Raw genomic sequence first — 25595 nt, 5'->3', positions numbered from 1 at the left:
GTCAACGACCCGCGCCGATCGCCTCGGCCAGTGTGGAAAAGCCGTCGGCGCGCAGCCGGGCGGCAAGGTCGCGCTTGATCCGGGCGACCAGACCGGGACCTTCGTAGATCAAGGCGGAATAGAGCTGGACCGCCGAGGCGCCCAGGCGGATGCGGGCATAGGCTTCGGCGCCGCTGTCGATCCCGCCGACCGCGATCAGGGGCAGACGTCCGCCCGCCGCCTCGGCCGCCGCGCGCAGGGCCTTTTCGGCGAAGGGCCGGATCGGCGCGCCCGACAGGCCGCCGGTCTCGCGCGCCTGGGGCGAACGCAGGGTCTCTGGCCGTTCAAGCGTGGTGTTGGACACGATCAGTCCGTCGATCCGGTGCGCCAGCGACGCCTCCACGATCATGCTGATCTCGTCGGCGATCAGGTCAGGCGCGATCTTCAGGAAGACAGGCGCGCGCGCGGTGCCTGTCGCCGGACGGGCGGCGTCGATGCGGCCCAACAGGTCGTCCAGCTGATCGCGGCCCTGCAAGGCGCGCAGACCGGGCGTATTGGGCGAGGAGATGTTGACGGTGAAATAGCTGGCGCGACCGGCCAGACGCTCCAGGCCCTCCACATAGTCGGCGGCCTTGTCCTGCGTATCCTTGTTGGCGCCCAGATTGGCCCCGACCGCCACCCCTTTCGGTCGATGGTCCAGCCGGGCGGCGAAGGCGTCCAGCCCGGCGTTGTTGAACGCCATCCGGTTGATGACGGCCCGATCCTCGGTCAGGCGGAACAGGCGCGGCTGGGGGTTGCCGGCCTGGGCGCGCGGCGTGACCGAGCCGCACTCCACGAAGCCGAATCCAAGACGCGACAGGCCGCGCAGGGCCTCGCCGTTCTTGTCCAGCCCGGCGGCCAGACCGACCGGATTCGGCAGGGCCAGACCCGCCAACGTCGTCCCCAGGATCGGATCGTCGACCGGCGGCCGGGGCAGGGGGGCGAGCGCCAGGCTCTTGATCGCCAACTGGTGCGCCTGTTCGGGATCAAGGCGCCGCAGGGCGGCGGCGCCCGCGTCGCTGATGCGCGCCATCAGGCTCATGCCGGGTCCCCGACCTGCATCTCGCCCTCGTCGGTGACGTTCAGGGTGCGCGTGGCGGCCACGGCCGAGACGGGCAGGGGCGCATAGAGGTGCGGGAACAGGGCGCCGCCCCGCGACGGCTCCCAGACCACGTCGTCGCCCAGTCGCGTCAGGTCCACGTACAGCAGCAGCAACTCTTGGCGACCGGCGAAATGCCGTCGCGCCGTCTCGGCCAACTGGTCCTGGGTCGACATATGGATATAGCCGTCGGCCAGATCGACCGGCGCGCCGTCATAGCGGCCCTCGGCGACGGCCGCGCGCCATTCGGCGGCGTCCACGATCTTGTAGGCGATGTCGGTCACAGCGAGGGCGCGCCCAGCGACCGTGGCGTCAGAAACCCTTCGTAGGCGCATCGCCCCGCTGCATCGACGGTGAACAGGGCGGCCGCGCCGGTTGGAAAACCGCCCGACAGCTTGTCCACCACCGTCGGCGAGGCCGCGCTTTCAACCAGATACTCGGCCGCCAGCACATGGACGCCCGGATTGTGCGCCAGGACCAGCAGGCAGCCGGCCTCGTCCTCGCTGGCCTCGACAAACCGGCGGATGACGTCGGCGGAGGCGTTGTACAGGCAAGCCTCGTCGCGCACCTCCACGTCGCCCAGGGCGTCGTGCATCTGCTCCCAGGTCTGACGGGTGCGTACGGCGGTGGAAACCAGAGCCAGGTCGGGCTTCAGGCCCCGTTCGGCCAGGGCGCGGCCCATCAGCACCGCCTCGGCGCGGCCGGCGGCGGACAGGGGGCGACCCTCGTCGCCGCCGGACGGAGCGGAGGTTTCGGCCTGGGCGTGCCGCATCAGGATCAGTCGGTGCATGATCTTCGCCATAAGGCGGTTTCCGCTCGCCGACCAGATGCCGCGCCGGTCAACTCCCTGTCAGTCGCGCTGTTCACGTTGCGAAGGGACGGAGGTGACGGGCTGGGGCGCCAGGACGGGTGCGGCGACGCGCTGGGCATGGCCGCTGGGCCGGATGCGGGCGTAGCCCTGGCGCGACGCCTCGAGCAGGATCAGGCCGGCGGTTCCCGGAAAGACATGGCGGCCCACCTGTTCGAACCCTTCGGCCAAGGGCAGCAGCGGCCCCCAAGGCGGCACATACAGGGTCTGGGACCAGGCCGCCGGCTCCAGTCCCACGTCACGCACCAGCCGCTCCAGTTGGCGTCGGGTGAAGGGGCGTCCGTGGCCGAACGGGGTGTTGTCCGCCCGCGCCCACAGGCCCCCGCGCGCCGCCGCCGCCAGGATGATCCGCCCGGTGGGGGCCAGCGCCCTGACGGCTTCGAGCAGCAGGGCGGCGGGATCGTCCGCCTCCTCCAGCGCATGGACCAGCAGGATGCGGTCGAACGATCCGGCGGGGAAGGGCAGGCGCCGGTCGTCCACCAGCAGGGTGCGGTTTCGCCCGACGGCGGGCCATTGCTCCACCCCCTGGCCGCCCGGCATGGCCGCGACCACCCGCCGCGCGCCGACGAAAGCGTCCAGCCACGGCGTCGCATACCCAACGCCCAACACGTCGCAATCCGCCGCCTCGCCCCAGGCGTCCTCCAGCCGGCGCGCCACCAGACGCCGCGCCAAGGCGCCGGTCGGTTCGCCGTAGAAGGTTCGAAGCTCGTCGATGCTGCGCCGCATCGGGCCACTATAGGCCCGACGACCGCCTTCCTGCTAGGATGGCGGCATGACCCTGGACGTTCATCTGTTCCCTTGCCGCAGCGACAACTACGGCTTTCTGATCCGCGATGCGGCGACCGGCGTGGTCGCGGCGGTCGATACGCCTGACGCCGCACGCATTCTGGAAGAGTTGGAGCGGCTGGGCTGGGGCCGGCTGGATATGATCCTCAATACCCACTGGCACCCCGATCACACCGAAGGCAACGAGCGGCTGAAGGCCGAATGGGGTTGCGAGATCGTGGGGCCGGAAGAGGTGCGTCGCGTCGCCCCGCTGGACCGTGTGGCGGCGGATGGCGATGTGGTGATGGTCGGCGAGACGCGGTTCGAAGTCACGGCCACGCCCGGCCACACCCTGGGCCATGTGGTCTTCCGCGCGCCCGACGCCGGTCTGGCCTTTGTGGGCGACACCCTGTTCGCCCTGGGCTGCGGCCGGCTGTTCGAAGGCACAGCCGAGCAGATGTTCGCCAGCCTGCAACGGCTGAAGGCCTGGCCCGACGCCACGGTCATCTGGTGCGCCCATGAATATACGGCGTCGAACGCCCGCTTCACTCTGAGCCTGGACGACCGGCCCGAAACGGCGGCCCACGCCCAGGCGATCTTCGCCGCCCGCGAGCGCGGCGAACCCACCGTGCTGACGACGATGGGGGTGGAGAAGCGGTTCAACCCCTTCCTGACTGCGGCGGACGCCGAACAGTTCGCCGCGCGGCGGGCGGCGAAGGACGCCTTCTAGGCTTCAGCGGTTCAGCGCATCGCCGGCGACGACCCGCACGATCCGGGCCGACGACGGCCGGCCCGCCATGCCGGCGTCGGCGTCGATGACGATCCGCAGCGTGCCCTGAACCAGGGTGACGCCGGGCCGGCCCTGGTCCGAGACCACCACGCGGCGCACCCGCTCGACCTGGCCCCGCAGGTTGGAGGCGCGGGCCATGCGTACGATGGCGTCGCTGGCGGCCGAGACGGTTTCGGCCGCCACCTGTTCGGAACCCGGCTGGATGTCCACGTCGATCACGATCAGCCGACCCATGGCCGTACTGGCGCGATAGCTCTGACGCATGAAATAGTCGACCAACTGGGCCCCGGTCAGGGTGGCGCTGGCCAGACCTTGCGCGTCCCCGACGCGCGACACCGGCGAGCCCTGCGGCGTGGCTGTGGTGTAAAGGGTCACGCCCCCGTCCGGCGTCACGCGCAGCACCTGATCGCCATTGTCGTTGCGATAGATGATGTCGCCGCGCGGGGCGGGCGTGGGGCGCAGCACCCAGACCTCGGTCGACCGCTCGAACCGCATCAGGGCGCGAGAGCCGGAGGTGTCCAGGACGAAGGCCTGGCCGTTGCCGCTGACATAGCGGGCGGTGGGCGGCACGCTGCGGCGCGTCTGGGCGTGACAGTCGGCGGGCAGGACAGCGGGCGCGGCGAGGCTGACGCCCATGGCCGCGAGGGCGACGACCGCCATCGCGGTCACGCGCGGCGATTTTTTCGCCCTGACCGTTCCCAACAACTTCATGACAGACTTGATGAAAGCGACGCGCGGCGGATTTTGGGCGAAGGCCGTCTCAACCCACCAGGTATTGACCGCCGTTCAGCGACAGGGTGCAGCCTGTGACATATCCGGCACGCTCGCCCACCAGCCAGGACACCATGTCGGCGATCTCCTCGCCCTTGCCCAGGCGGCCAACGGGGATGTGGCTGATGATGCCTTCCAGCACCTTGGGGTCCATGGCGCCGACCATTTCGGTGTCGATATAGCCCGGCGCGATGCAGTTCACGGTGACGCCCTTCCTCGCATTCTCCAGCGCCAGGGCCTTGGTGAAGCCGATCATCCCGGCCTTGGCGGCGGAATAGTTGGTCTGGCCGATCTGGCCTTTCTGGCCATTGATCGAGGAGATGTTGACGATGCGGCCGTGGCCCCGGTCGCGCATCCCGTTGATGACCTGCCGGGTCATGTTGAAGACGCTGTCCATGTTGACGCGGATCACGTCGGACCACTGGTCGTGGCTCATCTTGTGGAAGAAGCCGTCGCGGGTGATGCCGGCGTTGTTGACCAGGATGTCGATGGGGCCGAGCTGATCCTCGACCTCCTTCACCGCGCGGGCGCAGTCGTCGAAGCTGCCGACATTGCCCTTGACCACCATCACGTCCAGCGCATCGGCGATGGCCTTGGCCGCCTCGTCGTTTCCGGAATAGCCGGCGGCGACCTTGAACCCGTCCTCATGCAGGCGCTGAACGATCGCCTTGCCGATGCCCCGGGTCCCGCCCGTTACGAAAGCCACGCGCGCCATGTCGTCTCCTGTCCCTTGCCGGCCCTTGGGAAGGCCTTGTCGGATTTCAGGATTAACGCCCAAGGCCGCGCGCGCAAGGCGTGAATCTGACGCAACGGAAGTTTCACGCCTCCGTCGCGTTTCGATCCGTCAGGCGGCCACCTTCGCCATGTCGATGACGAAGCGATAGCGGACGTCCGACTTCTCCATCCGCTCATAGGCCTCGTTGATCTGATCCGGGGCGATGGTCTCGATGTCGCAGGCGATCCCGTGCTGGGCGCAGAAGTCCAGCATCTCCTGCGTCTCCTTGATCCCGCCGATCAGCGAGCCGGCGATGCGACGACGACGCCAAAGCAGCGGCAGGGCGAACACAGGCAGGCCCTCGGTCGTCAGGCCCAACATGATCATGGTCCCGTCGCGGGCCAGCAGATGGATGTGGCTGGCGATCTCGTGGGTGGCGGACACCGTATTGATGATCAGATCGAACTTTTCCGCCGCCGCCTTCATCGCGTCCTTGTCGGAATTGATCAGGAAATGTTTGGCGCCCATCCGTTCGGCGTCGGCCTTCTTGCGGTCCGAGGTGGACAGGACGGTGACCTCCGCCCCCATGGCCGCCGCCAGCTTGACCGCCATGTGACCCAGCCCGCCCAGGCCGATCACCGCCACGTTCGAGCCGGGTCCGACGCCCCACTCCTTCAGCGGCGAATAGGTGGTGATGCCGGCGCACAGCAGAGGCGCCGCCACGTCCAGCGGCAGGCTGTCCGGGATGGACAGGACGAAATGCTGATCGACCGTGATGTGGTCGGAATAGCCGCCCTGGGTGATGGTCTCGCGGGTCCCGCCCTTCCTGTCCTTGCCGCCGTATGTGCCGGTGAAGCCGGGGACGCAGTACTGCTCCACCCCTTCCTGGCACGACACGCATTCGCGGCAGCTGTCGACCATGCAGCCGACCCCGACGCGGTCGCCGGCCTTGAAGCGGGTGACGTCGGCGCCCACCGCCTTGACCACCCCGGCGATCTCGTGACCCGGCACCAGCGGATAGGTGGATCGGCCAGTTTCGCTGCGCGCCGCGTGCAGGTCGGAATGGCAGACGCCGCAGTATTTGACGTCGATCAGCACATCGTCCGGGCCGGGATCGCGCCGCTGGAAACTATAGGGCGTCAGTGGCTTGTCGGCGGCGGTCGCGGCGAAGGCGCGTGTGGCGATCGGCATGGGGAAGTCCTTCAGACTTTGCAGGGCTGGCCTAGAAGCGGCCGCGGCCGAACGGTCGCAAGACGGCTCGGCCTATTTCAGCTTGGCGATCAGCGCCTGAGCCGCCGCCGGGTTCCGCACCTTGGCCCCCGAGATGAAATAGGCGAAGACGTCGCCGCGTTTCGCCCAGGCCCTGGCCTGATCGGCCACGGCGTCCAGTTCGCGCGGGGTCATGCCGGTCGGCTCGTCCTCGCGGCTGGACATCAGCCGGGCGTAGCTGAAATCGGCGGTCGCCTCGTCGATCTGGGGCCAGGTCGGCTCCTCGTCATCAACAGCGTAGACGATGGCTGCGCCGTATTTTCGGGCCAGATCATAGAACTGTTCCGTGGCGAAGGTCGGGTTGCGAACCTCCAGCGCGTGGCGCAGCCGCACGCCGTTCTTGTCCTTGGGCAACAGTTGCAGGAAGCCTTCGAAATCCTCGGGGTCGAATTTCTTGGTCCCCATGAACTGCCAGTTGATCGGCCCCAGTTTGTCGCCCAGTTCGGTCAGGCCCTGGGAGAGGAATCGGTCGAAGCTCTCGGCTCCGTCGGACAGCACCTTGCGATTGGTGCAGTAGCGGCTGGCCTTGACCGAGAACACGAAACCGTCCGGCGTCTCGTCACGCCATTTCTTCCAGCTGTCGGACTTGAAGGTCGAATAATAGGTGCCGTTGATCTCGATGGAGGTCAGCTTGGACGCCGCATACTCCAGCTCCCGCTTCTGCACCAACCCTTCGGGATAGAAGACGCCCCGCCACGGCTCGAACGTCCAACCGCCGACGCCGACATGGATGGGATGGGTCATGGTTCGCTCCATTCGTCGCTCGATCCGATGTCCGATGCATCGGACTGCCAATCCTCCAGCCCATGTCGAATGCGTCGGACGAACACGTCCGCACCGTCGATCCGATAGAGGATGGCGTGGCTCCTGTAGAAGATCACCAGGGCGTCCGGGCTCAACTCCGGCCGAGCGGCGCCGAGCCGTGGAAACTGCGCCAGCAGGTCCAACTTCGCGAAAAGGCCCTCGATATAGTCGTCGGCCTGACGGCTGCCGAACAGTTCGAGACCCTGCAGATAGACGTGTTGCAGGTCCGATCGCGCTTCGCGGCTGAGGCGAAGCATCAGGAGGCGCGGCGCAACTGAGCCCGCAGTTCCTCGATCACTTCCCGAGGAGACTGATCTGAAACGCCCGAAGCGTCCGCCTCTGCAATCAGCCTCTGCCAATGGGCGATCTTCTCGGCCTTGACTTGCTCGCGGCGGATCAGGTCGCGCACCACGTCGGACGTGTTGGCGTAGCGGCCGGATTTCGCCTGGTCCTCGACCCAGGCCTTCATCGGATCGGGCAGGGAGATGTTCATCGTCGCCATGATCGGCCTCCTGGCGACAAGAGGCGGCGCTTTGGCAATCCTTGTCAAGTTTGGTCTGGCGATATCGGCTGGCGTCGGGATCGGGTAGGCTTAGGATGACGGCATGATCGCCACCCTTCTCCTGATCGCCGCCCTTCAATCCGACCTAGGCGGCCTGCAGACCCTGACGCGCGTCGATGATCGCGCCTGCACCGGCGACGGGGGCTGGTGCGTGGCCTTGGTGGGGGGCGAACAGGATGGCGAGCCGGTGGTGCGGCCCGTCCTGCGCCGGGCCGACGACGCGACCGCCATAGCCAAGCCCGAGAACAGCGCGGTCGAGAGCTTTCAGCCGTGGACCCACCTAATCCGCCTGAGCAACGGCGGCGCCTTGGCCGGGGTGCAGGTGGAGACCCGCAGCATGTATTCGGGCGGCGGCGGCCAGGCGACGGAGCTGCGGCTCTATCGGCTGGATGCGCGGGGCGACGCCGCGTCGACGCCGGTCCTGTCCGTGCCAATCCAGGGTTCGCTGATGATCCGGGCCTGTTTCAGCGAGGAGGACATGACGCAGAGGGCGGGCGCCTGCCACGATGAATACGGCTTCGAGGGCGTGCTGACCGTCGAGGCGGAGGCGAGCGAGGCCCTGCCCGTGCTGACCTATGCGACCACCGCGACCGCCTATCCGCGCGGCGCCTCGCGGTCCGAGGATTCGCTGGAGAAGCCGCCGCTGAAGCCCGCCGACCTGATCACGGTGCGCGATCCGAAATGCAGTTTCACGCGCCGGTTCACGTTTGACGCGGCGGCGGGCGAATACCGACCGGATCGCAAAATGCCCGACTGTTCGGACTACACCACGCCTTAATAGGCGAAGTCGGCGTAGATGCGCTTGACGTCGCCCTGCCAGGCCCCGTGATACAGGTCCAGCAGGCGTTCGGCCGGGGTGATCCCGCTGTCGGCGATGTCTTCCAGTTCCGACAGATAGCCGCGCTCGTCCACCATGCCGCCCGAGAATTTGGCGCGGTTCTTCAGACCCTGTTTGGCGATGGCGACCAGATCGACGGCGATGTCGCGCACCGACCGGCCCGCGACCTCGGCCTTCAGGCCCAGGCGCGTCACGTCGCGGCGCAGGCGCTCGTGGTCGGCGATGTCCCAGTCCTTGACCAGGTCCCAGGCGGCGGCCAGCGACGGCGCGTCGTACAGAACCCCAGCCCACAGGGCGGGCAGGGCGCAGATGCGGCTCCAAGGCCCGCCGTCAGCGCCGCGCATCTCCAGATAGGACTTCAGCCGGACCTCGGGGAAGAGGGTGGTCAGGTGGTCGTTCCAGTCCTTCAGGGTCGGATATTCGCCGGGCAGGGCGGGCAGTTTCCCGGCCTGGAAATCCCGGAACGACTGGCCCGAGGCGTCGACGTATTTGCCGCCGCGCTTGGCGAAATACATCGGCGTGTCCAGGGCGTAGTCTGCGTAGCGCTCGAAGCCGAAACCGTCCTCGTACACAAAGCCCAGCATACCGGTGCGGTCGGCGTCGGTGTCGGTCCAGACATTGGCGCGGGCCGACAGGAAGCCGTTGGGGCGGCCTTCGGTGAAGGGGGAGCAGGCGAACAGGGCGGTGGCGATGGGCTGCAGCGCCAGCGAGGTGCGGAACTTCAGCACCATGTCGGCTTCCGAGTCGAAATCGAGGTTGGCCTGGATGGTGCAGGTTCGCAGCATCATGTCCAGGCCCAGGGTCCCGACCTTGGGCATATAGGCGCGCATGATGTCGTAGCGGCCCTTGGGCATGATCGGGACCTGTTCGCGGGTCCACAGCGGGTCGAACCCGGCGCCCAGGAAGCCGACGCCGATCTGGTCGGCCACCTGCTTGACCTCCATCAGGTGCTGGCCCGTCTCGTTGCAGATGTCGTGGATGGTCAGAAGCGGCGCGCCCGACAGCTCCAGCTGGCCGCCGGGCTCCAGGCTGACGGATGCGGTGAATCCCTCGGCGTTCTTGCGTTCCAGACCGATCAGGAAGCCGTTCTCCTCGACGCGCGACCATCCGAACCGCTCAAGCCCCTCCAGCATGGCCTTGATGCCATTCGGGCCGTCATAGGCGGGGCGCGCCAGGGTGATCTTGTCGAAGCCGAACTTCTCGTGCTCGGCGCCGATGCGCCATTGATCCTTGGGCTTGGCGCCCTTGGACATGGCCTCGATCAGGGCGTTGCGGCTCAGCGGCGCGTCTTCGGTCATGCGTCAGTCCCCTGCGGCGCGCCGTACGCGACCGTCTGTCGCGGCTAGATGGGCAAGATTGCGGCGTGGCTCAAGAGCATCCGTTACACTTATCGTTCCCAATCGCCGACCGCCGCCTGCCACAAGGTCATGGCGGCGATGGCGGCGGTGTCGGCGCGCAGGATGCGCGGACCCAGAGAAACAGCGGTGGTGAAGGCCAGGGACCGCAGCCGTTCGCCCTCTTCCGGCGCGAACCCGCCTTCTGGTCCGATCAGGATGGACCATTTTTGCTCTTGGGAGCCGGCGCCCGCGGCCGCCAGGGCCGACATCGGCGGCGCGCCGCCGGTCTCGTCGCAGAACATCAGGCGCCGTCCCGCCCCCCAGCCGTCAAGCAGGGCGTCCAGCTTGATGGGGTCCTCGACGACCGGCACGTCCATCCGGCCGGTCTGTTCGGCGGCCTCCTCGGCGATGGCGTCCAGCCGGTCCAGGCGGATGCGGTCGGCGTTGGTGCGTTTGGTCAGCACCAGCCGCACCCGCCGCGCGCCCAGTTCCGCCGCCTTCTCCACGATCGTCTCGACCCTGGCCTTCTTCACCACCGCCACGATCAACTCCAGATCGGGGCCGAAGGTCTGGGGGCGGACCTGGTCTTCGGCGCGCAGGATCACGCCCTTCTTCAGCACCTCCGCGACCGAACACCGCCATTCGCCGTCGCGGCCGTTGAAGGCCAGCAGTTCGTCCCCCGCCTTCAACCGCATGACCTGGGTCAGATAGCGGGACTGGTCCAACGTGGGGGCGACGGCGGCGGCGGGCGTTAGGGCGCCCTGAACATGCAGACGGATCATGGCCCCTGCATATCGTGGTTCAGGCCCCCGGACCAATCCCTGACGGCTCGAGGGGGCGGGGTGGAACGTCGCCCTCCACCCGGCGTTTGTCTGGCCATGTTCACAACCTTGGCTGTTGCCGCACGCGACCGGAAGCGTCTGACGGAAATCTCGGGCATAGCGGCTCGTTTCGGCCTGGGCGCGGTTCTGGCCCGGCTGGGACTGGGGCTGGGGCTGGGGCGCGAGGCGGGCGGTGTCGAGGACGCGGGGGTGGAGCCTCTGTCGCGGCGCACCCGTCTGGCGCTCCAGGCGCTGGGGCCGACCTTCATCAAGCTGGGCCAGATTCTATCGACCCGGTCCGACCTGCTGCCGCCCGACTGGATCGAAGAATTCGAACGGCTGCAAAGCGGCGGCGCGACGTTGGATTTCAACATCCTGCGCCCGGACGTGGAGGCCGCTTTGGGCGGCCCGCCGGAACAGATCTTCGCCCGGTTCGACGCCGCGCCCCTGGCCGCCGCCTCCATCGCCCAGGTGCACCGCGCCGCCCTGATCGACGGAACCGAGGTCGTGGTCAAGATTCGCCGTCCCGGCGTGCGGCCGCGTGTCGAGGCCGACCTGCGCCTGATCGCCGAACTGGCGCGAAAGGCGGAACAGGCCAGCGGCGAAATCGCCCGCTATCGTCCCCGCGCCCTGGTCGCCCAGTTGTCCGAGGCTATGCTGGACGAGCTAGATTTCACCAAGGAGGGGCGCAACACGGACCGGTTCGGCGCCGACTTCGCCGCCAATCCCGACGTGGTCATCCCGGCCGTCTATTGGGACTATACCACCGACGGGGTGTTGGTTCAGGACTATCTGGACGGGATCGCGCCCACCGACGCCGAGCGGCTGCGGGCGGGAGGCGTCGATCCCCAGCGGCTGGCCCGCATCGGGGCGGATGCGGTCTTGGACATGGTTCTGGTCAACGGCCGGTTCCACGCCGATCCCCACCCCGGCAATCTCAGGGGCATGGCGGGCGACCGGGTGGGCCTGCTGGACTTCGGCATGGTGGGCGTGGTCACGCCGCGCCGCCGGGCCGAACTGATCAGCTTCGTCCAGGCGCTGGCGGGCGGCGACGCCCAGCGGATGGCCGAGGTTCTGGCCGACTGGACCGAGGGCGCGGACGTGCCGTCCCAGAGCCTGACGGCGGGCGCCGAACGGCTTATCGCCCGCCATGGCCAGGGTCAGGTGGACCTGCCCGCGATCGTCGCCGACATGATGGCCTTGATGCGCCAAGAGCGGGTCGCCGCGCCGCCCGACCTGATGCTGATCCTCAAGGCCCTGGTCACCATCGAGGGTGTGCTGTCGCGTGTCGATCCCGACTTCGATCTGGTGCGCGCCATGAGCGGCGCCTGGAAACGGGTGGTCTTTTCGCGGCGTCGTCTGGGAACCGTGCAGAACCAGTTGGTCGGCGCCCTGCTGGACCTGTCGGCGTCAGGCGGCGACCTGCCGCGCCTTATCCGCGCGGCGTCGCGGCGTTTGCTGGATGATCCGGGCAGGCAGGCCGCCGCGTCTGATCGTGAGACAGCCAAGGCCGTGATGCAGGCCGGGCGATGGATCGGATTTTCCATCCTTTGCGCGGGCGGCCTGATCGCGCTCGGTCTGGTCGTGGGGGCGTTGCTGGGCGGCTGAGGCGCTCGATAGTGATAGCGACACTGAACGATCTCCAATCCCGCCTGAGACGCGCGATAGACCAGCCGGTGTTCCTGATCGATACGCCGGGACCACCATCCCGACAGTTCGCCCTTCAAGGGTTCGGGCTTGCCGGAGCCGGTGAGGGGCGTGCGCTGACATTCCTTGATCAGGGCGTTTAACTTCTTCAGGGCTTTGCGATCGGTGTTCGGCCACTCGACATATTGGGCCCAGGCGCGGGCCGAGAATATGAGGTTCATTCCTCGATCAGTGCGCGCGCCTGACCACCGCCCGCTTCAAGTTCGGCGATGGAGGCGCGCAGCGCCTCGCGATTAGCCGGGCTGCGCAGCAGATAATCGGTCTCCTGCCACGAGGCGAAGTCCTCCAGCGACATCAGAACCGCCGCCGGCTTGCCCCCTTCACGTGTGATGATGGTGTAGTCATGGTCCGACGTAACCCGGTCGATGGTGGCGGCCAGGGTCTTGCGCAGTTCGGTGACGGACATGGCGTTCATGGCGAGAATGTACGCATTCACGTACATTCTCGCAAGGGACTCACAGCGTCCGCGCGATCAGCAGCTTCATGATTTCGTTGGTGCCGCCATAGATGCGCTGGACGCGGGCGTCCTTGTACAGCTGGGCGATGGCGTATTCGTTCATATAGCCATAGCCGCCGTGCAGTTGCAGCATCTCGTCCAGGGTCTCTCCCTGGATGTCGGTGACCCAGTATTTGGCCATCGAGGCGGTGGCGGCGTCCAGCTTGCCCTGCAGATGCAGGCCGATGCAGTGGTCGACGAAGACCTTGGCCACGGTCAGCTTGGTCTTGACCTCGGCCAGTTTGAACTGGGTGTTCTGGAAGTCCAGGATTCGCTTGCCGAAGGCCCTGCGCTCCTTGACGTAGGCCAGCGTCGCCTCAAGTCCCCGCTCGGCGGCGGCGACGCCCTGGACGGCGATGTTCAGCCGTTCCTGCGGCAGTTGCTGCATCAACTGGACGAAGCCCTGGCCCTCGCCGCCGCCGATGATGTTGTCGCCGGACACCTTCACGTCGTTGAAGAACAGTTCGGAGGTGTCGTTGGCCTCCATGCCGATCTTGTGCAGATTGCGGCCGCGTTCGAAGCCGTCGGCGCCGTCGGTCTCGACCACGATCAGGGACACGCCCTTGGCGCCTTCCGCCGGGTCGGTCTTGACCGCCACGATGATCAGATTGGCCAGTTGGCCGTTGGTGATGAAGGTCTTGGAGCCGTTGACGACATAGCTGTCGCCCGACCTGATGGCGGTCGTCTTGACGCCTTGCAGGTCCGATCCGGCGCCCGGCTCGGTCATGGCGATGGCGCCGACCAGTTCGCCCGATTGCAGGCGCGGCAGCCAGCGCTGCTTCTGCTCCTCGGTGCCGTAATGCCAGATGTAGGGCATGACGATCGCATTGTGCAGGCTGATGCCGAAGTGATCCGCGCCCTTCCAGCCCAGCTGGCGCATCAGCACGACCTCATGGCGATAGTCGCCGCCGAAGCCGCCTTCCTGCTCGGGCATGGACAGGCCAAGCAGGCCCGCCGCCCCAGCCTCGTTCCACAGCTGGCGCGGCACCGAGGAGGCGGCGATCCAGTCCTGCACCTTCTCGGGCGGCGCGTGCTCGTCGATCCATTTGCCGACGCTGTCGGAGAAGAGGGTGATCTCCTCTTCCTTCATGAAATCGGGTTCGGGGCTGCCCAGCACGTTCATCGTTTCGTCCCTTGTCGCTATGATTTCAGTTGGGCTTCTGCGTCCCAACCGTTAGGTCTTGGTATGGATTTCGACCACCAGCGAAGGCCGGTCGCAATCCATTTCCGACGAAGCTCGGCGTGTGTCGCCTTTGCGTCGTCATAACCAAAGTGCGTCCCGCAACAGGGGCAGATTTCGAACGATTGCATCGGTTCGAAATCCAGCTCCCATTTGCAAACAGGACAGGCCGTCACCGTTCTCAGAACGCCTCGGCCGGCATGGCCATCAGCACGTCGGCGCCCGTCTTCAGCTTCTTCAGGTGGCTTTCCGCGTCGGGCAGGATGCGCTCGACGAAGTAGCGGCCGGTTTGCAGCTTGGTCGCATAGTAGGGGTCGGTCGAACCGGCCTCGACCTGGGCTTGCGCGACCTTGGCCATCTGCGCCCACATATAGGCCAGGGCCGTCAGGCCGAAGACGTTCAGATAGTCGGTCGAGGCGGCGCCGGCGTTGTCCGGGTTGGCCATGCCGTTCTGCATCAGCCACATGGTCCCCTCCTGCAGCTTGGCCTTGGCGTCGGCCAGGCCGTCGACGAAGGGTTTGATGGCTTCATTGCCGCTGTTCTCGGCGACGAAGGCGTCGATCTCGCCGAACCAGGTCATGATGGCGCGGCCGCCGTTGGCGGGCAGCTTGCGGCCCACCAGGTCCAGGGCCTGAATGCCGTTGGCGCCTTCATAGATCATGGTGATGCGGGCGTCGCGCAGATACTGCGAGGCGGGGAAGTGTTCGGTATAGCCCGAACCGCCGTGGACCTGCATCGCCAGCGAGGCGACATGGAAGCCCTTGTCGGTCAGATAGGCCTTCAGCACCGGCGTCAGCAGACCCATGTAGTCCTTGGCCTTGGTCGCCACGGCCTCGTCCTCGGACTTCTCCAGGTCGGCGTGAAGCGCGGTCCACAGGATGAAGGCCTGGCCGCCCTCGACGAAGGCCCGTGCCTCCAGCAGCATCCGGCGCACGTCGGGATGGACGATGATGGGGTCGGCTGGCCCGTCCGGGTTCTTCGGTCCGGTCAGCGAACGGCCCTGCAGGCGGTCCTTGGCGAACTCGACGGCGGCCTGATAGGCGGCCGTGCCGATGGCCAGGCCCTGCAGGCCGGTGCCCAGGCGGGCCTCGTTCATGACCACGAACATATTGTTCATGCCGCGGCCTTCTTCACCCAGCAGCCAGCCCTTGGCGCCCTCATACTGCATGACGCAGGTGGCGTTGCCGTGGATGCCCATCTTCTCTTCCAGCCCCACGCATTGCAGCGTGTTGCGTTCGCCCAGCGAGCCGTCCTCGTTGACCAGATATTTCGGCACCACGAACAGCGACAGACCCTTGATGCCCGGAGCCGCGCCCTCGATGCGCGCCAGCACCGTGTGGATGATATTGTCCGAGAAGTCGTGCTCGCCCGCCGAAATCCAGATTTTCTGGCCGGTGATCGAGAAACTGCCGTCGTCGTTGCGGACGGCCTTGGTGCGGACCATGCCCAGGTCGGTGCCGCACTGCGGCTCGGTCAGGTTCATGGTGCCGGACCATTCGCCGGACACCATATTGGGCAGATATTTGGTCTTGATCTCGTCCGAGGCGCTGGCGTGAATGCCGGCATAGGCGGAAGACGTCAGGCCCGGATACATCGAGAAGGCGGCCGATGCGCCCGCTGTCATCTGGCCGAAGGCCGAGGCCACTACGCTGGGCATGCCCTGGCCGCCATACGCCGGGTCGGCGGCCAGGGCCATCCAGCCGGCTTCCGACATCGCCTTGTAGGCTTCCTTCCAGCCCTTGGGTCCGGTGACCACGCCGCCCTCGGCCCAGTGACAGCCTTCCTTGTCGCCGGGATTGTTGATCGGGGCGATCACCTCGTCGGCGAACTTGGCGCCTTCCTCCAGGATCTGGCCGACCAGATCCGACGACACGTCCTGGAACCCCGGCTGATTGGTGTAGCGGTCGATCTCCAGCACTTCGTTGAGGATGAAGGTGAAGTCACGGACGGGCGACTTATAGGCCATGGATCAAGCTCTTGCTTTGAAGGGGTGATGGTCGTGGTTGAGGCGGGACTGGAGCAGTTTCTCGTAGTCCTCGGCGCCCGGCAGCAGGTCCGGGCGGTGTTCTGAAAGCTTGGATTCCATCCAGGCGCAGGCGGTTTCCGCCGTCTCGATCGCGCCTTCGATGTCTTCAAGCTGCTGTTTCAGCGCGGCGATCTGGGCGCGGTGCCGCACCAGGGCCACCGCCATCTGATGGACGTTGTGGTCCTTCTGATCATAGAGATCCATCATGTCCTGGATCTCCTGCAGGGTGAAGCCGATGCGGCGTCCCCTCAGGATCAGTTTCAGCCGTGCGCGGTCGCGGGAATCATAGACCCGCGTCTGACCCTTGCGCGCAGGGGTCAGAAGGCCCTTGTCCTCATAGAAACGAAGGGCCCGGGCCGTGGCGCCGAACTCGCGACACAGCTGGCGAATGGAATAGGTTCTGTGGTCGTCGGCTGTGGCCATGGGCCGACCATAACTTTACCCGCACGTAAAGGGAAGAGTTTACGCGCACGTAAGGGTAAGCTTTTTCGACGGCGCGCTTTCGGCAAAGAAAAAGCCCGGAACCGGGGGAACGGTTCCGGGCGCGAGACGCCGGATGGAGGGGGGAGAACGTCCGGCGCTCGAACTGGTCGGCGCGTCAGGCTCGGCGGCGACCCAGCAGCACCGGAACCGTAAAGGCCAGAAGGACGGCGTTGACCGCCGCCAGGGCGATGTCTTGATTGACGGCGTGGACGGCCAGCATGGCCGTCTCCAACACGACCAGGCCGGTCGCGGCGGTCAGCAGCAGCGGGCGGCCGACGCGCCAGGAGATCAGGGGGCTCAGCACGCCCATGGCCAGAACGATCTCGACCACGCCCAGGCCGCGCACCATGTTCTCGGGCGCGACGGCGGGCCAGCCCATCAGATTGATCAGATTGGTCATCGGCTCGGTCAGCTTGGCGTAGCCTGCCGCGATGAAGAACATCGCGATCCAGCCCTGCAGCGTCTAAAGGGCGATGTTGCGATAGGCGGCGCGGTTGCGGGACTGAGGGGCGGGGAATGTCGTCGTGGTCATGGGGCAAGGCCTAATTCGTAACAGCCGCGATATCGGATTGGTCGGCGCCGTTCGCAAGAGGGATATAGCGGCGCTTTCGATATTTGTCATCCGGCGATGACATCAGCTGATGACATCAGCTGATGACTTTGTGTTACAGCCCCCCAAACCGTTGAGGCGCGGAAAGATGTTTCCGCGCCTCGTCGATCATTCGGATTACGGATCGGGCCTATTCCGGCTGCGGCCCCGGCGTCTGGACGATCAGGTCGCCCGGCTGGCAATCCAGTTCGCGGCACAGGGCGTCCAGGGTGGAGAATCGGACGGCGCGGGCCTTGCCAGTCTTCAGGATGGACAGATTGGCCATCGTCACCCCCACCCGGTCGGACAGTTCGGTCAGCGACATCCGGCGGTCCAGCAACAGCCGGTCCAGTTGGATCATGATCATGGCGCGCCCTCAGACCGTGGTCAGCTGTTCGTCGCGCATGGCCGCGCCCTGGCGAAACACCTCGGCGAGGATGAAGACCACCAGAATGCCCAGCCAGGCGCCCAGGTTCAGGCTGCGGTTCAGCGCGCCTTCGCCCAGGGTGGCGGCCACGACGAGGGCCAGATTGACCAGCTGAAGACCGATCAATCCCAGACCGACCGCCTGAAGCCGTTTGACGTTGGCGAACTCGAAGGCGTCGCCCTGGTTCACCGACAACAGGATGCGCCGCAGTCGATTTATGATCCACCAGGTGAAGCCGCACGCCAGGGCGCCGCCGAGAAAGACCAAGGCGCCGCTCCAGTGCAGGATGTGGCTCGGATCCGCCGGTCGGCCCTCCATCCCGTCCAGCAGGCCGGCGCCCAGGCTAGGGTCCGCCAGGGCGAAGGCGAACAGGATCAGCGTCAGAACGCCGCCGATCACGACGAAGACGTTTGCGACGCCGAGGAGCCAACGCAGCGCGCTGGCGATGGAGTATTTGCCGATCAATTTCATTGCGAAAGCCTTCCCATCGGGTCGCCCTCCGCGACCGCCTTGGTGACTATCGATATGGATTTATCGATAAACGGGCAAGAAAATTATCGATAAACGAGATGAAGCTTTCGTAAGGTTCGGCGTCAGGAGGTGAAGCCCCAAGCGACGCGGGCCGCCTCCAGCCGGGCCAGTTTGGCCTGGAACGGCGCCCAGTCGTCGTCGGCGGCGATGGCGGCCCACAGGGTTTCAACCTCGTCGATCAGCATCTCCTCCGGTTCGCGCGCGGCGAACATCGGATGCTCCAGCCGCTCGATCCGGTCGGGCTCGTGCTCCATCAAGGCGAAGCGGAAGGCGTCGAAGGCCTCGCCCTGATACAGTTTCGCGCGGGGACCGGACAGGGCGCGGGCCGAGGAGGCGAAGCCGCCGAACCAGTCAAAGAACAGCGGCTCCCACCGCATCGCCTCGCCGCCTTCGCGCAGAAGGGCCAGGGTCGCGTCCACCAGACGCTGATCCGCCGCCTCGCCCAAACTCTGGACCCCGAGCCGCATCAGGAAGGCGGCGCGCAGTTCGCGGATATAGGCCGGGCCGAAGCCGTTCAGGGCGTCGGCCAGGATCTTGGGATCGGAAACGACCGCGAGGCAGCTGGCCAACTGCGTCAGGTTCCAGAACACGGCCTCGGGCTGGCGGGCGAAGGCGTAGAGGCCGCCATGGTCGAAATAGGCGGCGGTGAAGCTGGGCTGATACGCGGGCAGGAACCGCCAGGGGCCATAGTCGAAGCTTTCGCCCGTGACGTTCAGATTGTCGGTGTTCAACACCCCATGCACGAACCCGGCCGCGATCCAGCGCGCCGTCAGCCGGGCCGAGGCGTCGACGATGGCGCGCATCAGGCCGTGAACGTCGCCCGGCGCGACATGCGGGTGATAAAGGCTGCGGACGTGTTCGATCAGCCCCTCGATCTGGTCGGGCCGGTTCAGATAGGCGGCGCGCTGGAATGTGCCGAACCGCACATGGCTGTGCGACAGGCGCACCAGGACGGCGGATCGCGTGGGCGACGGCTCGTCCCCCCGCTCCAGCGGCTCGCCGGTCTCGATCAGCGACAGGGCGCGGCTGGTGGGCGCGCCCAGCGCCTCCAGCATCGCCGCCGCCAGCACCTCGCGCACTCCACCCTTCAGCGTCAGCCGGCCGTCTCCGTCGCGCGACCAGGGCGTGCGGCCCGAACCCTTGGTCCCCAGGTCCATCAATCTTGGCCTATCGCCGCGCTCGCGGAGCGCGGCTGTTTGAGGCGTTTCCCTCATCTGCGCCGCCAGGAAGCCGCGCCCGTCGCCCAGGTCGGGATTGTAGTGGCGGAACTGATGCCCGTGATAGCGCATGGCGATGGGGCCGGGCTGGCCGGGCAGGGGGTCGAACCGGCCGAAGGCGGCGATCCACTCGGCGTCGCTCAGCCCCTCCAGCCCGACCTCTGCGGCGGCGCGGTCGTTGCGGAACCGCAGGATCGTCTGCGGAAAGTCCGCCGATCGCACGGCGTCGGAATAGTCGGGGCCAAGGTCGATGAAACGTGGTTCGGGGCGATAGGCGCAGGAGACGGGCATGGAGAGCTAGGTGCGTGTCGCAAGGCAGGAGCGCAACCGCTTCCTGCCGATCTATTATATCGTCATCCTCCGGCAAGCCGCTTGCGGCGCAGATCGGGGACCCAGCGGCGCGCGTGAGCGCGAACCTGTCGCGGATTCGATCTGTGAAGCGCTTGGGGCGGATAGGTTTCGCCTTCGGCGCCGCTGGGTTCCGGGTCTTCGCTGCGCTTCGCCCGGAATGACGAAGGAAGCCGGCGATTGGTCCCGCAGCCAGATTCATCTATAATGCCTCCAGCCATCAGGTCGCCTCGCGCGGCCAGGCCGGCGCGCCCTCGCGGGCGGCGAATCCGGTCCGACGCCCGTCGATAACCTGGCGTCACGACGAAACTTCCTTTTGGAGGCCGCCGTGGCGCGCAGACTGACACTGGATTTCCTCAAGACCGAGGCGGCGTCCGGCCTGGCCCTGGCGCTGGCGGCCCTCGCTGCCTTGATGGTCGCCAACTCGCCCTGGGGCGGGGAGTATTTCGCCTGGCTGAAGACTTATCACGTCCTGCAGATCGGACCGGTCCGGTTGGAGGAGACGCTCTCCGACTGGATCAAGGAAGGTCTGATGGCGATCTTCTTCCTCGTGGTGGGGCTGGAGATCAAATACGAGATCGTGCGCGGCGAGCTCAGCGATCCCAAGAAGCTGGCGACGCCGGTGCTGGCGGCCCTGGGCGGCATGGCGGGGCCGGCGGCGGTCTATCTGCTGCTGTCCGGCCTGATCGGCGCGCCCCACGCGGGCTGGCCCATCCCTCTGGCCACCGACATCGCCTTCGCCCTGGCTGTCTTCGGCTTGGTGGGCAAGGGATTGCCGGCGTCGCTGCGCGTCTTCCTGTTGACCCTGGCCATCGTCGACGACCTGGGCGCCATCGCCCTGATCGCGGTGCTGTTCAGCGAGGGGACGAACTGGATTCCGTTGCTATGGGCCGCCGCCGCCCTGATCGCGGGCGCCGTCGCCGCGCACAGCATGCGACTACCCGCGCCCTTCTGGGGCGTGGGGTTCGCCCTGGTCTGGTATCTGACGGTGCTGTCTGGCCTCAGCACCTCCCTGACCGCCGTGGCCTTCGCCATGATCGTGCCGATCAGGGCCCGCGCCGAGGACGGCCGGAGCCCGCTCAAAGAGGCCATCCACGACCTGCATCCGTGGAACGCCTTTCTGGTCCTGCCCCTGTTCGCCTTCGCCAAGGCGGGCGTCTCCTTCGCCGGCCTGTCGATGGATCAGGCGTTCGCGCCCCTGGTCGTCGCCATCGCTTTAGGCCTGTTCCTCGGCAAGCAGATCGGCGTGTTCGGCGCCGCCTGGCTGGCCTCGACGCTGCGGATCGGCGCGCGTCCGACGGACGCCAGCTGGGTGCAGGTCTATGGGGTGTCGCTGTTGTGCGGCGTCGGCTTCACCATGAGCCTGTTCATCGGCGTGCTGGCCTTCCCTGGCGCGGTCGACAGCCCCGAACAGGTCGAGGTCAAGCTGGGGGTTATCGGCGGCTCGATTCTGTCGGCGGTCGCGGCGGCCGTGGTGCTGGGTCTGGCGGGCCGGACGCGCCGCTTCGACCCCGCTGCTCTGCGACCGGACGTAGAGCCGTTAGGGCCGAAAACCGGGCAAAAACTGACCTAGCGTCAGGGTTTTCTGTCGCTTCCCCGACACACAAAGGCGGATCTGCGGCGAAAAATCGTCGCGGGCGAGAACGCTCGCTTGTCGGTGGCGTCGAAGCGCGCTTAGCCTAGCGATAACGAACGCTCCCCCACGAAGGGGACGTCGATGGGAACAGGAAACGCCGCGATCGCCCAAGGCGACGCGACTTCAGCCGGGAGGACGCCAATGCGCCGCAATCTTCAACTCAGGACCACCGTGTCCGCCGCCGCCGTCATCGGCGCCGTGGCCTTCGGCTTCGCCGGCGCCGCCGCCGCGCAGGAAGCGCCGGCGACCGTGGACGACATCATCGTCACCGCCCAGAAGCGCGAACAGAGCCTGCAAGACGTGCCGATCGTGGTCACCACCCTGTCGCAGGAACTGCTGCAGGGCGCGGGCGTGCAGGACATCAAGGACCTGCAGATCCTGACGCCCGGCATGACCGTCACCTCGACCCAGTCGGAAGCCTCCACCACCGTCCGCATCCGCGGCGCCGGCACCGTGGGCGACAACCCCGGCCTGGAAAGCTCGGTCGGCGTGGTGATCGACGGCGTCTATCGTTCGCGCAACTCGGTCGGATTCGGCGACCTGGGCGAACTGAGCCGCATCGAAGTCCTGAAGGGGCCGCAGGGCACCCTGTTCGGCAAGAACACCTCGGCCGGGGTCATCAACATCATCACCGAACGGCCGTCGTTCGATCCATCGATCTCGGCCGAACTGACCGGCGGCAACTTCGGCGCCATCGGCGGATCGGTTTCGGCCACGGGCGGCCTGACCGATCAGATCGCCGGTCGCCTGTTCGTCGCCCACCGCGAGCGTGACGGCTTCTACGACGTCAACAACGGCGACGGCCCCAACAGCCGCAAGGACGACCAGAACCAGGACTACTGGACCACGCGCGGCCAGCTGCTGATCCTGCCCAACGACAACACCTCGATCCGCCTGATCGCCGACTACACCAAGCGCGAGGAATACTGCTGCGTCGCCGTGCAGACGCGCGTCGGCCCGTCCCAGGCCTTCATCGCCGCCCTGGCCGCGCCGAACGGCCCTGGCCAAACGCCGCCTGCCGCAGGGTTCGGCACGGTGCCCTTCTCGCGTCTGGCCTATTCGAACCGCGAGACGCCGCAAGAGATCGAGGACATGGGGCTGTCGGCGGAAGTCAACATCGACTTCCCCAGCATCAACGCCACCCTGACGTCGCTGACCTCGTGGCGCGACTGGTCGTTCCAGCAGGGGATGGACCTGGACTACACCGGCGCCGACCTCCTGTACCGCGCCAACGACGGCTCCAACGGCTATGGCGTCGGCAACCTGACCCAGGAACTGCGTCTGGCGGGCACGACGGACAGGTTCGACTGGCTGGTCGGCATGTTCGCCACGCGCGAGACGGTCTATCGCGACGACAGCTACGTCTATGGCTCGGACTACAACGCCTTCGCCTCCTTCCTGCTGACGGCCTCGGTTCCGGCGGCCTTCGGCGGCCCCAGCCCGTCGCGGATCGGCTGCTTCACCAATCCGAACGGCTTCCTGGTCGGCACGACCGGCGCCCTGGCCGGACAACCGCTATGCGTGCTGGGGCTGGCCCCGGCCAGCGCCGCGGCTCCCACCTTCGGCGTGGGCAAGGCCTATGAGGACCACTATTCCCAGAAGTCGGAATCGGTCGCCCTGTTCACCAACAACACCTGGAAGGTGAGCGAGGCCTTCGACATCAATCTGGGTCTGCGCTACACCTACGACAGCAAGCGTCTGCTGGGCCTGCAGGACAATCTGGGGACCAACGGCGCGGCCTGCGGCGGCGCTCTGGCGAACAACCTTGCGCCTGCTTTGCCGGCTTCGCCCATCCCCGGAACCGCCAACGTCCGCACGCCGGCGGCCGCGCTGGGCCTGCTGTGCCTGCCCTGGTCGAACCCGCTCTATGACGGTCGCCGCATCCAGGAGAAGTTCAGCGACACCGACCTGTCGGGCACGATCAAGGCGTCCTACCGCTTCAACCCCTCGATCATGGTCTATGGGTCCTATGCGCGCGGCTACAAGGGCGCGGGCTACAACATGGACCGGGTGCAGACCGGCGTGACGCCGGACGCCTCGCTGTTCTTCAAGGCCGAGACGGTCGACAGCTATGAGGCGGGGGTCAAGACGACCCTGTTCAACCGCACCATGCTGCTGAACCTGAGCTACTTCGACCAGAAGTTCGAGAACTTCCAACTCAACACCTTCCTGGGCACCGCCTTCGTGGTGGAATCCATCCCCGAGCTGAAGTCGCGCGGCGTGGACGCCGACATGGTCTGGTTCACCCCGGTCGAGGGCCTGACCTTCCAGGGCGGCGTGACCTATACCGACGCCAAATACGGCGTGTTCGGCGCCGGCGACCTGTCCAGCCCGGGCCGCTTCCCGCAGCTGTCGCTGCTGCCAGGCGCGCGCGCCTCGTTCGCCCCGGAATGGTCGCTGACCGGCGCCCTGGCCTTCGACCGTTCGCTGGGCGGCGGCCTGCGCGGCGGGTTCAACCTGTCGGCCAAATATTCGACCGAATACAACACCGGCTCGGACCTGCTGCCCTACAAGCATCAGGACGCCTTCACCGTGGTCAACGGCCGGGTGTCGATCGGGTCGGAAGACGAACGCTGGACCGTGGAGGTCTGGGGCCAGAACCTGCTGCAGGAAGAATACACCCAGGTCGGCTTCGCCGCCCCGCTGCAGGGCACGGCCTTCACCAACACCACCACGCCTCAGGCGGACGGCACCTACTACAACATTGCCACCGACACGGCGACCTACAACGCCTACCTGGGCGCCCCGCGCACCTACGGGGTGACGCTGAAGGTCAAATACTGATCGTCAGCCCGCAGGGCTGAACGATGAGGGGCCGACCGGGCGACCGGCCGGCCCTTTTTCCTGGGCGTTCGACCGGCCGCTATCCGGCCGCCTGTCGGGCCGAATGGCGAACGGTCTGGCCGTAGGACAGCTCCAGGGTGTTGCCGTCGGGGTCGGCGATATAGGTCCAGTACCCCACCGGTTCTGGGCTTTGCCTTGGCGGCGAGCGAAGAATGCCGTGCGCCTTGGCGAGGTCCGCCAGACGATCCACGTCCGCGCGACTGGCGCAGGCCATGCCCAGATGGCCGAACGGCCCCAAGGGCGTGTCGCGCAGGTCGTCGGATTCCACAAGCACGACGGCGAACGTCGTATGCGGGTCCGCCATCCAGACGACGCGATTTATGGGGCCCGCTCCCCCGCGTTCGTGGGTCGCGGAAAGCCCGGCGAAGGTTTCATAGAAGGCCCGGCTCCGATCCAGGTCGCGCACGACAAGCGCGATGTGGGTCAGGCCCCGGTCGGGCGTGGGTGTGTCGGACATTTCTCGCTTTCCTTGCTTGACGCCCGCATCCTTTTCCATGCGTTGAGCGAATGGAAATGAAGATGCAGTATGTCTGTCATGCGATCTGTGAATGACCTGAACGGCGTCGATCTCAACCTTCTCGTGGTGCTGGACGCCCTGCTCGCCGAACGGCACGTCACCCGCGCCGCCCTTAGGCTGAACAAGACACAGCCTGCCGTCAGCCATGCTTTGGCCCGTCTTCGGGTTCTGTTCGACGATCCGATCCTGGTGCGGCGACAGGGCGGACTGCAGCCGACGCCGCGCGCCTTGGAACTGGCGGCTCCGTTGCGGGACGCCCTGTCGACCCTCGGCGGCCTGGTTGACGATCGCGTCTTCGATCCTGGGCGCGCGAAGCGAGAGTTCCGGTTGTCGATGTCGGACTACGCCGCCGAAGTCCTGTTGCCCGCTCTGACGCTGCGGATCGCTCATGCGGCGCCCGATGTGACCCTGGCTCTGGTCTCTCTCGGTCGGGACGGCGCACGCGCCGCGATCCGGGCGGGCGAGATCGATCTGGCGATCGGGGTTTATCCAGAGGGGCGAGCCGAAGACCTTCGCACATCACCGCTGTTCGACGATGCGTTCGCCTGCCTCGCCGATGCGACATCGGGGGCGCCGGCTTCGCTACAGGCCTATCTGTCGCGACCGCACATCGCCGTCTCCGCTTCGCCCGAGGACAATGGAGAGGTGGACGCGGCCTTGGCCGCGCAGGGCCTGACCAGGCGCGTGGCGATCACCTTGCCGCATTGGTCGGTCGCGCCGCAGCTTGTGCGCGGCTCCGACCTGATCCTGACGGCCGCACGCCGGAGTTTGACGCCAAGGCCAGACGACGGGTTGGTGATCGCACGCCCCCCGATGGCGCTGCCGACCATTCCGCTGGTGCAGGCCTGGCATGTCCGGCGGGATCACGACCAGGGCCTGAGATGGTTGCGGACGCAGATCGGACAGAGCGTCCCCGCCGATCCCTCTGCCTAGGCGC

At 66.9% G+C, this 25595-nt stretch carries 27 protein-coding genes and 1 pseudogene; 6 read left to right on the top strand and 22 right to left on the bottom strand.

Annotated elements, in window-relative coordinates; all coding sequences use genetic code 11:
• Position 1 precedes the first annotated feature (1 nt).
• Genes KZX42_RS05385 through KZX42_RS05370 form a run of 4 tightly spaced genes read right to left on the bottom strand, consistent with a single transcriptional unit; the run spans position 2 to position 2711 of the window.
• Positions 2-1051: a quinone-dependent dihydroorotate dehydrogenase gene (locus tag KZX42_RS05385; protein ID WP_248118063.1), complete on the bottom strand. Its 1050-nt coding sequence runs from the start codon at positions 1049-1051 to the stop codon at positions 2-4.
• Between the two features lie 5 nt (positions 1052-1056).
• On the bottom strand, positions 1057-1401 hold the full coding sequence (locus KZX42_RS05380) for a DUF952 domain-containing protein (RefSeq protein ID WP_248117779.1): 345 nt from the start codon (positions 1399-1401) through the stop codon (positions 1057-1059).
• A complete protein-coding gene (locus KZX42_RS05375; RefSeq protein WP_248117778.1) occupies positions 1398-1907 on the bottom strand; it encodes a histidine phosphatase family protein in 510 nt (169 codons plus the stop codon). The genes KZX42_RS05380 and KZX42_RS05375 overlap by 4 nt, the downstream gene beginning before the upstream one ends.
• Before the next feature lie 60 nt (positions 1908-1967).
• Positions 1968-2711 (bottom strand): methyltransferase domain-containing protein, encoded by a 744-nt coding sequence (locus tag KZX42_RS05370; RefSeq protein WP_248117776.1) that lies wholly within the window; start codon positions 2709-2711, stop codon positions 1968-1970.
• Positions 2712-2757: 46 nt separating this feature from the next.
• Here KZX42_RS05370 and gloB point away from each other — a divergent pair, with 46 nt between their 5' ends.
• Positions 2758-3480 carry a hydroxyacylglutathione hydrolase gene (gene gloB / locus KZX42_RS05365; protein ID WP_248117774.1) on the top strand — a complete coding sequence of 241 codons (723 nt, stop codon included), beginning with the start codon at positions 2758-2760 and terminating at the stop codon, positions 3478-3480.
• 3 nt (positions 3481-3483) lie between these two features.
• On the opposite strand, the gene KZX42_RS05360 is transcribed toward gloB, so the two are convergent.
• The 6 genes from KZX42_RS05360 to KZX42_RS05335 form a co-directional block, all read right to left on the bottom strand.
• Positions 3484-4200 (bottom strand): DUF4908 domain-containing protein, encoded by a 717-nt coding sequence (locus KZX42_RS05360; RefSeq protein WP_248118061.1) that lies wholly within the window; start codon positions 4198-4200, stop codon positions 3484-3486.
• A gap of 100 nt (positions 4201-4300) precedes the next feature.
• Positions 4301-5026: an acetoacetyl-CoA reductase gene (phbB, locus tag KZX42_RS05355; RefSeq protein WP_017505756.1), complete on the bottom strand. Its 726-nt coding sequence runs from the start codon at positions 5024-5026 to the stop codon at positions 4301-4303.
• Positions 5027-5155: 129 nt separating this feature from the next.
• Positions 5156-6217 carry an NAD(P)-dependent alcohol dehydrogenase gene (locus tag KZX42_RS05350; protein WP_248117772.1) on the bottom strand — a complete coding sequence of 354 codons (1062 nt, stop codon included), beginning with the start codon at positions 6215-6217 and terminating at the stop codon, positions 5156-5158.
• A 72-nt stretch (positions 6218-6289) separates the two neighbouring features.
• Positions 6290-7051 carry a DUF72 domain-containing protein gene (locus tag KZX42_RS05345; protein ID WP_248117770.1) on the bottom strand — a complete coding sequence of 254 codons (762 nt, stop codon included), beginning with the start codon at positions 7049-7051 and terminating at the stop codon, positions 6290-6292.
• Positions 7036-7356, bottom strand: a complete 321-nt coding sequence (locus tag KZX42_RS05340; RefSeq protein WP_248117768.1) for a type II toxin-antitoxin system RelE/ParE family toxin — start codon at positions 7354-7356, stop codon at positions 7036-7038. Before KZX42_RS05340 ends, KZX42_RS05345 begins: the two co-directional genes overlap by 16 nt.
• Positions 7356-7601: a type II toxin-antitoxin system ParD family antitoxin gene (locus tag KZX42_RS05335; protein ID WP_248117766.1), complete on the bottom strand. Its 246-nt coding sequence runs from the start codon at positions 7599-7601 to the stop codon at positions 7356-7358. Before KZX42_RS05335 ends, KZX42_RS05340 begins: the two co-directional genes overlap by 1 nt.
• 103 nt (positions 7602-7704) lie before the next feature.
• On the opposite strand from KZX42_RS05335, the gene KZX42_RS05330 reads away from it, so the two are divergent.
• Positions 7705-8439: a hypothetical protein gene (locus KZX42_RS05330; protein ID WP_248117764.1), complete on the top strand. Its 735-nt coding sequence runs from the start codon at positions 7705-7707 to the stop codon at positions 8437-8439.
• Here KZX42_RS05330 and KZX42_RS05325 read toward each other — a convergent pair.
• Entirely contained in the window at positions 8436-9797 is a 1362-nt protein-coding gene (locus tag KZX42_RS05325; protein WP_248117763.1) for a glutamate--cysteine ligase, read from the bottom strand. The two genes, KZX42_RS05330 and KZX42_RS05325, sit on opposite strands and share 4 nt — an antisense overlap.
• A gap of 89 nt (positions 9798-9886) precedes the next feature.
• The gene (locus KZX42_RS05320) at positions 9887-10618 is read right to left on the bottom strand and encodes a 16S rRNA (uracil(1498)-N(3))-methyltransferase (RefSeq protein WP_248117760.1); all 732 of its coding nucleotides are present in this window, start codon (positions 10616-10618) and stop codon (positions 9887-9889) included.
• Between the two features lie 108 nt (positions 10619-10726).
• Here KZX42_RS05320 and KZX42_RS05315 point away from each other — a divergent pair, with 108 nt between their 5' ends.
• Entirely contained in the window at positions 10727-12265 is a 1539-nt protein-coding gene (locus KZX42_RS05315) for an AarF/UbiB family protein (protein WP_248117758.1), read from the top strand.
• An 8-nt stretch (positions 12266-12273) separates the two neighbouring features.
• Here KZX42_RS05315 and KZX42_RS05310 read toward each other — a convergent pair.
• The 9 genes and pseudogenes from KZX42_RS05310 to KZX42_RS05270 all read right to left on the bottom strand — a co-directional run.
• Positions 12274-12525 (bottom strand): annotated as a pseudogene (locus KZX42_RS05310) (Txe/YoeB family addiction module toxin); the annotation flags it as partial.
• Complete coding sequence (locus tag KZX42_RS05305; protein WP_248117757.1) at positions 12522-12800, bottom strand: type II toxin-antitoxin system prevent-host-death family antitoxin; 279 nt, start codon at positions 12798-12800, stop codon at positions 12522-12524. The pseudogene KZX42_RS05310 and the gene KZX42_RS05305, both read right to left, overlap by 4 nt.
• A 19-nt stretch (positions 12801-12819) precedes the next feature.
• Positions 12820-13983 (bottom strand): acyl-CoA dehydrogenase family protein, encoded by a 1164-nt coding sequence (locus tag KZX42_RS05300; RefSeq protein ID WP_248117756.1) that lies wholly within the window; start codon positions 13981-13983, stop codon positions 12820-12822.
• Positions 13984-14221: 238 nt separating this feature from the next.
• Entirely contained in the window at positions 14222-16006 is a 1785-nt protein-coding gene (locus KZX42_RS05295) for an acyl-CoA dehydrogenase C-terminal domain-containing protein (RefSeq protein ID WP_248117755.1), read from the bottom strand.
• 3 nt (positions 16007-16009) lie between these two features.
• Positions 16010-16489 (bottom strand): MerR family DNA-binding transcriptional regulator, encoded by a 480-nt coding sequence (locus KZX42_RS05290; protein WP_201096571.1) that lies wholly within the window; start codon positions 16487-16489, stop codon positions 16010-16012.
• A gap of 175 nt (positions 16490-16664) precedes the next feature.
• On the bottom strand, positions 16665-17009 hold the full coding sequence (locus tag KZX42_RS05285; protein ID WP_282438832.1) for a DoxX family protein: 345 nt from the start codon (positions 17007-17009) through the stop codon (positions 16665-16667).
• 280 nt (positions 17010-17289) lie between these two features.
• The gene (locus tag KZX42_RS05280; protein WP_248117753.1) at positions 17290-17505 is read right to left on the bottom strand and encodes a helix-turn-helix transcriptional regulator; all 216 of its coding nucleotides are present in this window, start codon (positions 17503-17505) and stop codon (positions 17290-17292) included.
• Between the two features lie 9 nt (positions 17506-17514).
• Positions 17515-18036: a DUF2975 domain-containing protein gene (locus tag KZX42_RS05275; protein WP_248117752.1), complete on the bottom strand. Its 522-nt coding sequence runs from the start codon at positions 18034-18036 to the stop codon at positions 17515-17517.
• A gap of 122 nt (positions 18037-18158) precedes the next feature.
• Entirely contained in the window at positions 18159-19604 is a 1446-nt protein-coding gene (locus KZX42_RS05270; RefSeq protein ID WP_248117751.1) for a protein adenylyltransferase SelO family protein, read from the bottom strand.
• A gap of 385 nt (positions 19605-19989) precedes the next feature.
• On the opposite strand from KZX42_RS05270, the gene nhaA reads away from it, so the two are divergent.
• Positions 19990-21234, top strand: coding sequence for a Na+/H+ antiporter NhaA (gene nhaA, locus KZX42_RS05265; protein WP_248117750.1), 1245 nt, complete (start codon positions 19990-19992; stop codon positions 21232-21234).
• A 204-nt stretch (positions 21235-21438) separates the two neighbouring features.
• Positions 21439-24081 carry a TonB-dependent receptor gene (locus KZX42_RS05260; RefSeq protein ID WP_248117748.1) on the top strand — a complete coding sequence of 881 codons (2643 nt, stop codon included), beginning with the start codon at positions 21439-21441 and terminating at the stop codon, positions 24079-24081.
• Positions 24082-24160: 79 nt separating this feature from the next.
• Here the strand turns inward: KZX42_RS05260 and KZX42_RS05255 are convergent, their stop codons facing one another.
• The gene (locus KZX42_RS05255; RefSeq protein ID WP_248117746.1) at positions 24161-24598 is read right to left on the bottom strand and encodes a VOC family protein; all 438 of its coding nucleotides are present in this window, start codon (positions 24596-24598) and stop codon (positions 24161-24163) included.
• 78 nt (positions 24599-24676) lie between these two features.
• Between KZX42_RS05255 and KZX42_RS05250 the strand changes: the two genes are divergently transcribed.
• Positions 24677-25591: a LysR family transcriptional regulator gene (locus KZX42_RS05250; RefSeq protein WP_248117744.1), complete on the top strand. Its 915-nt coding sequence runs from the start codon at positions 24677-24679 to the stop codon at positions 25589-25591.
• Positions 25592-25595 lie beyond the last annotated feature (4 nt).

Source organism: Brevundimonas sp. EYE_349 (assembly GCF_023147505.1).
Lineage (GTDB): Bacteria > Pseudomonadota > Alphaproteobacteria > Caulobacterales > Caulobacteraceae > Brevundimonas.
The sequence above is the reverse complement of the archived record's forward strand: the minus strand, read 5'-3'. Positions and strand labels throughout refer to the sequence as shown.

Coding starts and splice junctions, on each gene's coding strand:
- KZX42_RS05255 (WP_248117746.1), bottom strand. CDS start 24,598: ATGTCCGACACACCCACGCCCGACCGGGGCCTGACCCACATCGCGCTT.
- KZX42_RS05275 (WP_248117752.1), bottom strand. CDS start 18,036: ATGAAATTGATCGGCAAATACTCCATCGCCAGCGCGCTGCGTTGGCTC.
- KZX42_RS05375 (WP_248117778.1), bottom strand. CDS start 1,907: ATGCACCGACTGATCCTGATGCGGCACGCCCAGGCCGAAACCTCCGCT.
- KZX42_RS05345 (WP_248117770.1), bottom strand. CDS start 7,051: ATGGAGCGAACCATGACCCATCCCATCCATGTCGGCGTCGGCGGTTGG.
- KZX42_RS05320 (WP_248117760.1), bottom strand. CDS start 10,618: ATGATCCGTCTGCATGTTCAGGGCGCCCTAACGCCCGCCGCCGCCGTC.
- phbB (WP_017505756.1), bottom strand. CDS start 5,026: ATGGCGCGCGTGGCTTTCGTAACGGGCGGGACCCGGGGCATCGGCAAG.
- KZX42_RS05370 (WP_248117776.1), bottom strand. CDS start 2,711: ATGCGGCGCAGCATCGACGAGCTTCGAACCTTCTACGGCGAACCGACC.
- KZX42_RS05385 (WP_248118063.1), bottom strand. CDS start 1,051: ATGGCGCGCATCAGCGACGCGGGCGCCGCCGCCCTGCGGCGCCTTGAT.
- KZX42_RS05325 (WP_248117763.1), bottom strand. CDS start 9,797: ATGACCGAAGACGCGCCGCTGAGCCGCAACGCCCTGATCGAGGCCATG.
- KZX42_RS05350 (WP_248117772.1), bottom strand. CDS start 6,217: ATGCCGATCGCCACACGCGCCTTCGCCGCGACCGCCGCCGACAAGCCA.
- KZX42_RS05330 (WP_248117764.1), top strand. CDS start 7,705: ATGATCGCCACCCTTCTCCTGATCGCCGCCCTTCAATCCGACCTAGGC.
- KZX42_RS05260 (WP_248117748.1), top strand. CDS start 21,439: ATGCGCCGCAATCTTCAACTCAGGACCACCGTGTCCGCCGCCGCCGTC.
- KZX42_RS05270 (WP_248117751.1), bottom strand. CDS start 19,604: ATGCCCGTCTCCTGCGCCTATCGCCCCGAACCACGTTTCATCGACCTT.
- KZX42_RS05280 (WP_248117753.1), bottom strand. CDS start 17,505: ATGATCATGATCCAACTGGACCGGCTGTTGCTGGACCGCCGGATGTCG.
- KZX42_RS05300 (WP_248117756.1), bottom strand. CDS start 13,983: ATGAACGTGCTGGGCAGCCCCGAACCCGATTTCATGAAGGAAGAGGAG.
- KZX42_RS05250 (WP_248117744.1), top strand. CDS start 24,677: ATGCGATCTGTGAATGACCTGAACGGCGTCGATCTCAACCTTCTCGTG.
- KZX42_RS05340 (WP_248117768.1), bottom strand. CDS start 7,356: ATGCTTCGCCTCAGCCGCGAAGCGCGATCGGACCTGCAACACGTCTAT.
- KZX42_RS05335 (WP_248117766.1), bottom strand. CDS start 7,601: ATGGCGACGATGAACATCTCCCTGCCCGATCCGATGAAGGCCTGGGTC.
- KZX42_RS05290 (WP_201096571.1), bottom strand. CDS start 16,489: ATGGCCACAGCCGACGACCACAGAACCTATTCCATTCGCCAGCTGTGT.
- gloB (WP_248117774.1), top strand. CDS start 2,758: ATGACCCTGGACGTTCATCTGTTCCCTTGCCGCAGCGACAACTACGGC.
- KZX42_RS05295 (WP_248117755.1), bottom strand. CDS start 16,006: ATGGCCTATAAGTCGCCCGTCCGTGACTTCACCTTCATCCTCAACGAA.
- KZX42_RS05360 (WP_248118061.1), bottom strand. CDS start 4,200: ATGGCGGTCGTCGCCCTCGCGGCCATGGGCGTCAGCCTCGCCGCGCCC.